This window comes from Roseomonas sp. TAS13 (assembly GCF_001950415.1).
Lineage (GTDB): Bacteria > Pseudomonadota > Alphaproteobacteria > Acetobacterales > Acetobacteraceae > Roseomonas > Roseomonas mucosa.
The window spans coordinates 1-4,963 of record NZ_BDLP01000321.1 but is presented as its reverse complement, the minus strand read 5'-3'; the positions used below and the strand labels follow the sequence as shown (position 1 = coordinate 4,963).

General features: G+C 70.4%; 6 protein-coding genes and 1 pseudogene. All 7 read left to right on the top strand.

What is annotated here, in order from left to right; genetic code table 11:
* Positions 1–103 precede the first annotated feature (103 nt).
* Positions 104–178 carry a hypothetical protein gene (locus ROTAS13_RS28210; protein ID WP_253187715.1) on the top strand — a complete coding sequence of 25 codons (75 nt, stop codon included), beginning with the start codon at positions 104–106 and terminating at the stop codon, positions 176–178.
* On the top strand, positions 178–714 hold the full coding sequence (lspA, locus tag ROTAS13_RS19175) for a signal peptidase II (protein WP_226946051.1): 537 nt from the start codon (positions 178–180) through the stop codon (positions 712–714). Before ROTAS13_RS28210 ends, lspA begins: the two co-directional genes overlap by 1 nt.
* A 2-nt stretch (positions 715–716) precedes the next feature.
* Positions 717–1,283: a DUF3035 domain-containing protein gene (locus ROTAS13_RS19170; RefSeq protein WP_019462327.1), complete on the top strand. Its 567-nt coding sequence runs from the start codon at positions 717–719 to the stop codon at positions 1,281–1,283.
* Between the two features lie 76 nt (positions 1,284–1,359).
* Positions 1,360–1,989 carry a thermonuclease family protein gene (locus ROTAS13_RS19165; RefSeq protein WP_075823125.1) on the top strand — a complete coding sequence of 210 codons (630 nt, stop codon included), beginning with the start codon at positions 1,360–1,362 and terminating at the stop codon, positions 1,987–1,989.
* A gap of 135 nt (positions 1,990–2,124) precedes the next feature.
* Positions 2,125–3,432, top strand: coding sequence for a citrate synthase (gene gltA / locus ROTAS13_RS19160; RefSeq protein WP_019462325.1), 1,308 nt, complete (start codon positions 2,125–2,127; stop codon positions 3,430–3,432).
* 212 nt (positions 3,433–3,644) lie between these two features.
* Complete coding sequence (locus ROTAS13_RS19155; RefSeq protein WP_075823126.1) at positions 3,645–4,676, top strand: ABC transporter substrate-binding protein; 1,032 nt, start codon at positions 3,645–3,647, stop codon at positions 4,674–4,676.
* A 4-nt stretch (positions 4,677–4,680) separates the two neighbouring features.
* Positions 4,681–4,963 (top strand): annotated as a pseudogene (locus ROTAS13_RS19150) (iron ABC transporter permease); the annotation flags it as partial.

Sequence of the window (4,963 nt, the reverse complement as noted above, 5' to 3'; positions counted from 1 at the left end):
GTGGAGCTGTGCGTAGATGTGATCAAGAGCCAGCCCCGGGGCGGAGGCGCCCGCCGCGGAGTTCCGCCCCGCCGAGGGGGCGAAATGCGCCCGCTGCTGGCGGGTGCTGCCGGAGGTCGGTGCCCCTGGACGGCGCCATGCCGATCTCTGCCTGCGCTGCGAGGCCGCGGTCGCCTGATGCCCAGCCCCACGACTCCGGCCCGGATGATCCCGCTCGGCCTCGTGGCCGCCGTGCTGGTCCTGGTGGCCGACCAGGCGAGCAAGTGGTGGATGGGAGAGGTGCTGCGCCTGCCCGAGCGGGGCCATGTCCCGCTCTTCTCGGCGGGGCCCTTCAGCCTGGACCTTTCCATGGTCTGGAATCGGGGCGTCACCTTCGGCCTTATGGCTGGGGATGCGCCCTGGCATGGCTGGCTGCTCGCCGGCCTTGCCCTGGTGATCACGCTGATCCTGCTGCGCTGGATGGCCCGGGCGGAGACCCGGCCGGTCGCCGTCGCCCTGGGCGCGGTGATCGGCGGCGCCATCGGCAATGTCATCGACCGGCTGCGCTTCGGCGCGGTCTTCGACTTCGTCGATGCCTCCTTCCGGGGGTGGCACTGGTATGTCTTCAACATCGCCGACGCGGCCATCGTGCTGGGCGTGATCGCCCTGGTGGCGGACGCGCTCTTCCGTCCCCCCTCGACCGGACGCGACGGCGTGGCTAAGGAGCCCGTATGAGGATGCCCCAACGCCGGACCGTGGCCCTGGCCCTGCCGGCCGCCCTTTCCCTCGGCCTGCTCGCCGGATGCGGCGGTGACACGGCCCGTACCCTGGGCTTCACCCGGGACGCCCCGGACGAGTTCCAGGTGGTGACCCGCGCGCCGCTCTCGCTGCCGCCGGACATGAACAACCTGCCCGTGCCCCGCCCCGGTGCGGTGCGGCCGCAGGAGCTTTCGGCCCGCGAGCAGGGGGAAAGCGCCCTGGTGCCCGGCGCCGTCCTGGAGTCCACCCAGGCGAGCCGCCAGTCCTCGGGCGAGAGCGCGCTGGTCGCCCGGGCCGGTGGGACGGTCGATCCTGCCATCCGCCGGAGGGTGGACGAGGAAAGCCTGCGGCTGAACCAGCCGAGCCAGACCGTGGTGGACCGGCTGATGTTCTGGCGCGACGCGCCGCCGCCGGGCGTGGTGGTGGACCCGCAGAAGGAGAGCCAGCGCCTGCGCGAGAACTTCGCCCTGGGCCGCCCGCCGGGGGATGGCGAAACGCCGATCATCCAGCGCAAGGAGCGCGGCATCTTCGACGGGCTGTTCTGAGCCTGTCTTGCTTCCGGCCGGGGAGGGGCGTTTTCTCGCTTCCCGGCCCCCCTCGGCTTTGATAGGGCTCCGTGCCGTGGCACGCCCGAGAAAGATCTTCCATTCCCATCGCAAGCCGCCGCGCCGCTGCGCTCCGCTGGCGCTCGGCCTGGCCGCCCTGCTGCTGCTCGCCGCCGGTGGGGCCTATCTGTATGCGGTGGGCGGGGCGGGCCTTGCCGGGCATCTCCGTCCGGTCCTGGCCGGCCTTCCCGGCCTGGGCTCCGGCGCCGCGCCCCCGGCCGCCACGCCGCCGGAAGGGCCGATCCAGGCCGATCCCGCGGAAATCCATGTCGTGGACGGGGAAACCCTGCGCCTGCAAGGGCAGGTGGTGCGCCTGGAGGGGCTCCAGGCCCCGTCGCGCGGCGAGACCTGCGCCGATACGGCGGGCCAGGGTTTCGATTGCGGCGTGGCTGCGGCAGACAGGCTGGCCCATCTGGTGGCGAACCACGCCCTTGTCTGCGAGTTGCACGGGCAGGACGTGTTTCGCCGTCCGCTGGCCATCTGCGAGGCAAATGGCAGGATTCTGAACGCGATGCTTGTGTCCTCGGGCTGGGCCCTGGCGAGTTCGGAGAGTTTTTCCGAAGCCGAGGCCCGGGCAAGGCAGGCCGGCCGGGGCCTCTGGGCGGATGGCGTCGTGCCGCCTGAGGAATGGAGGGATCGCCGGTAGGCGGCGCCATCGCCTGGCGCCCGGTCTGGCGGCGCCTGGGGGATGGTGGACAAGACGGCTTGTCGGCGCATATTTGCGCTGCAACATAACATGATCCCGGACCCTGAAGGTACGGGAGTCAATGAGGAGCCAAGCATGAGCAACAGCGGTCACGGGTCGGTCACGATCACGCTGGACGGGACGAACAAGAGTAGTTCCGCTCCCCTGGTTCCTGGCTCCATCGGCCCCTCCGTCGCGGACATCCGCAAGATCTATGCCGATCTGGGTGTCTTCACCTTCGATCCCGGCTTCGGGATGACGGCGGCCTGCGAAAGCAAGATCACCTATATCGACGGCGACGAGGGCGTCCTGCTCTATCGCGGCTATCCGATCGAGCAGCTGGCCGAGAAGTCGGACTTCGTGGAGGTCTGCTACCTCCTGCTGCACGGGGAGCTGCCGAACGAGAAGCAGCTCAAGGAGTTCAAGCACGGTGTGACCATGCACACCATGCTGCACGAGCAGCTTCGCCGCTTCTATGATGGCTTCCGCCGCGACGCCCATCCGATGGCGATCATCTGCGGCGTGGTAGGCGCCATGTCCGCCTTCTACCACGACAGCCTGGACATCAACGACGAGAAGCAGCGCGAGATCAGCGCCTTCCGCCTGATCGCCAAGCTGCCGACCATCGCCGCCTGGGCCTACAAGTACTCGATCGGCCAGCCCTTCGTGTATCCGCGCAACGACCTGAGCTATGCGGAGAACTTCCTCTACATGCTCAACGCCGTGCCGGCGGAGGAGTACAAGGTCAACCCGGTGCTGTCGCGCGCCATGGACCGCATCCTGGTCCTGCATGCCGACCACGAGCAGAACGCCTCCACCTCCACGGTGCGTCTGGCCGGCTCGACCGGTGCCAACCCCTTCGCCTGCATCGCCGCCGGCATCGCGGCGCTCTGGGGCCCCGCGCATGGCGGCGCCAACGAGGCGGTGCTGAAGATGCTGGGCGAGATCGGCAGCGTCGAGAACATCCCCGCCTTTATCGAGAAGGTGAAGGACAAGAACTCGGGCGTGAAGCTGATGGGCTTCGGGCACCGGGTCTACAAGAACTTCGACCCGCGGGCGAAGATCATGCAGGCGACCTGCCACGAGGTCCTGACCGAGCTCGGCATCAAGGACGAGCCGCTGCTCGACCTCGCCGTGGAGCTGGAGCGGATCGCGCTGCACGACGACTACTTCATCCAGCGCAAGCTCTACCCGAACGTCGACTTCTATTCGGGCATCATCCTGAAGGCGATGGGCATCCCGACCAGCATGTTCACCGTGCTGTTCGCCGTGGCCCGCACCGTCGGCTGGGTGAGCCAGTGGAAGGAGATGATCGAGGACCCGACGCAGCGTATCGGCCGCCCGCGCCAGGTCTATACCGGCTCCGTCAAGCGCGACTTCACGCCGATCACCGGGCGCGGCTGAGCCCTCATTCCTCCCGGGGCCGGCCTCGCGGCCCCGGAGAGCGGCATGGAAACCCCGCCCGGCGCCTTGCCGCGGCGGGGTTTGCCGTTCCGGGCACCGCCCGGCCCCGGCATGTTGCGGCGCGGTGTCACGAAGTCTTCATGCGTGGGGGCTTTTCAGCGGCCGGCGGGCCATCCATCAACCGGCCCGGTCCCTTCCTTCGCGAGAAGATCATGCGCCGCCAATTCCCGCTCCTGGGCTCCCGCCGGGCTGTCGCCGGTCTCATGGTCACCGCCCTCGCCATGGCGGGCGGCGCCGCGCAGGCCCAGAATCAGACCTCGCCCTCCCAGCCGGTCTCGGGCAGCCTCACCCTCTATACCAGCCAGCTGGAGCCCGATGCGGCGGCAACGGTGGAGGCCTTCCGCCAGCGCTATCCCGGCGTGACGGTGGAATGGCTGCGGGGCGGCACCAACCAGATCCTGCCCCGTCTGCGCGCCGAGATCGCCGCCGGCAGCCCGCGCGCTGACGTGCTACTGCTGGCCGATGCCCTGACCTTCGAATCCCTGGCCGCCGAGGGGCGGCTGCGGGAAAGCCCAGAGGTGAGGACGGGCGGCGTCCCGGCCGAGCGGCTGGACCCGAAGCACCGCTACTTCGCGACCAAGCTGATCACCACCGGCATCGTCTACAACACCCGCGCGCCCTTCGCGCCGAAGAGCTGGGCCGACCTGCTGCGGCCGGAGGCGCGCAACATGATCGCCATGCCGTCGCCCAGCGTCTCGGGCGCGGCGGCGCTGCACATCGCCGCCATGGTGCAGGCGCCGGGCCTGGGCTGGGACTATCTCGGCAAGCTGGCCAAACAAGGGCTGCAGCCGCGCGGCGGCAACGGGCAGGTCCTGCAGGCGGTGGCGAGCGGCGAGCGCGCCTATGGCATCGCCGTGGACTACCTGGCCCTGCGCGAGGCCGCGCGCGGCGCCCCGGTCCGCTTCGTCTTCCCGGAGGACGGGGTGAGCGCCGTCACCGAGCCCGCCGCGATCCTCTCCACCACGAAGAACGTGCCGGCCGCGGTGGCCTTCGTCTCCTTCCTGCTGTCGCGGGAAGGCCAGGAACTGGCGGCGAAGCAGGGCTTCCTGCCGGCCGATCCCGGGGTCGCGCCGCCGGCGGGCTTCCCCGACCCGCATTCGATCAAGGTCCTGGCCCTGGACGCGGCCCGCGCGGCGAAGGAGAACGAGGCGGACCTGCGCCGCTTCAACGACCTGATCGAATAGACGCTTGAATCCATCCCTGCTGCCCTCCCGCGGGCTGGCGCTCCTGGCGCTGGCCTGGCTGGTCCTGGTCGGTGCGGCGCCGCTGCTGCGGCTCCTGAGCGAGGCCTCCGGCCCGGCCCTGGCCCTGCTGCCCGCCGATGCGGCCGTCTGGCGCGCCACCTGGCGCACCGTGGCGGTGGCGGCCGGGGCCTGCCTGCTGGCCTGCCTGCTCGGCATGGCGCTGGTGTCGCTGCTGCTGCTGCGCGCGCCGCCCGGGCGGCGGGTTCTGCTCTTCCTGTGCATCCTGC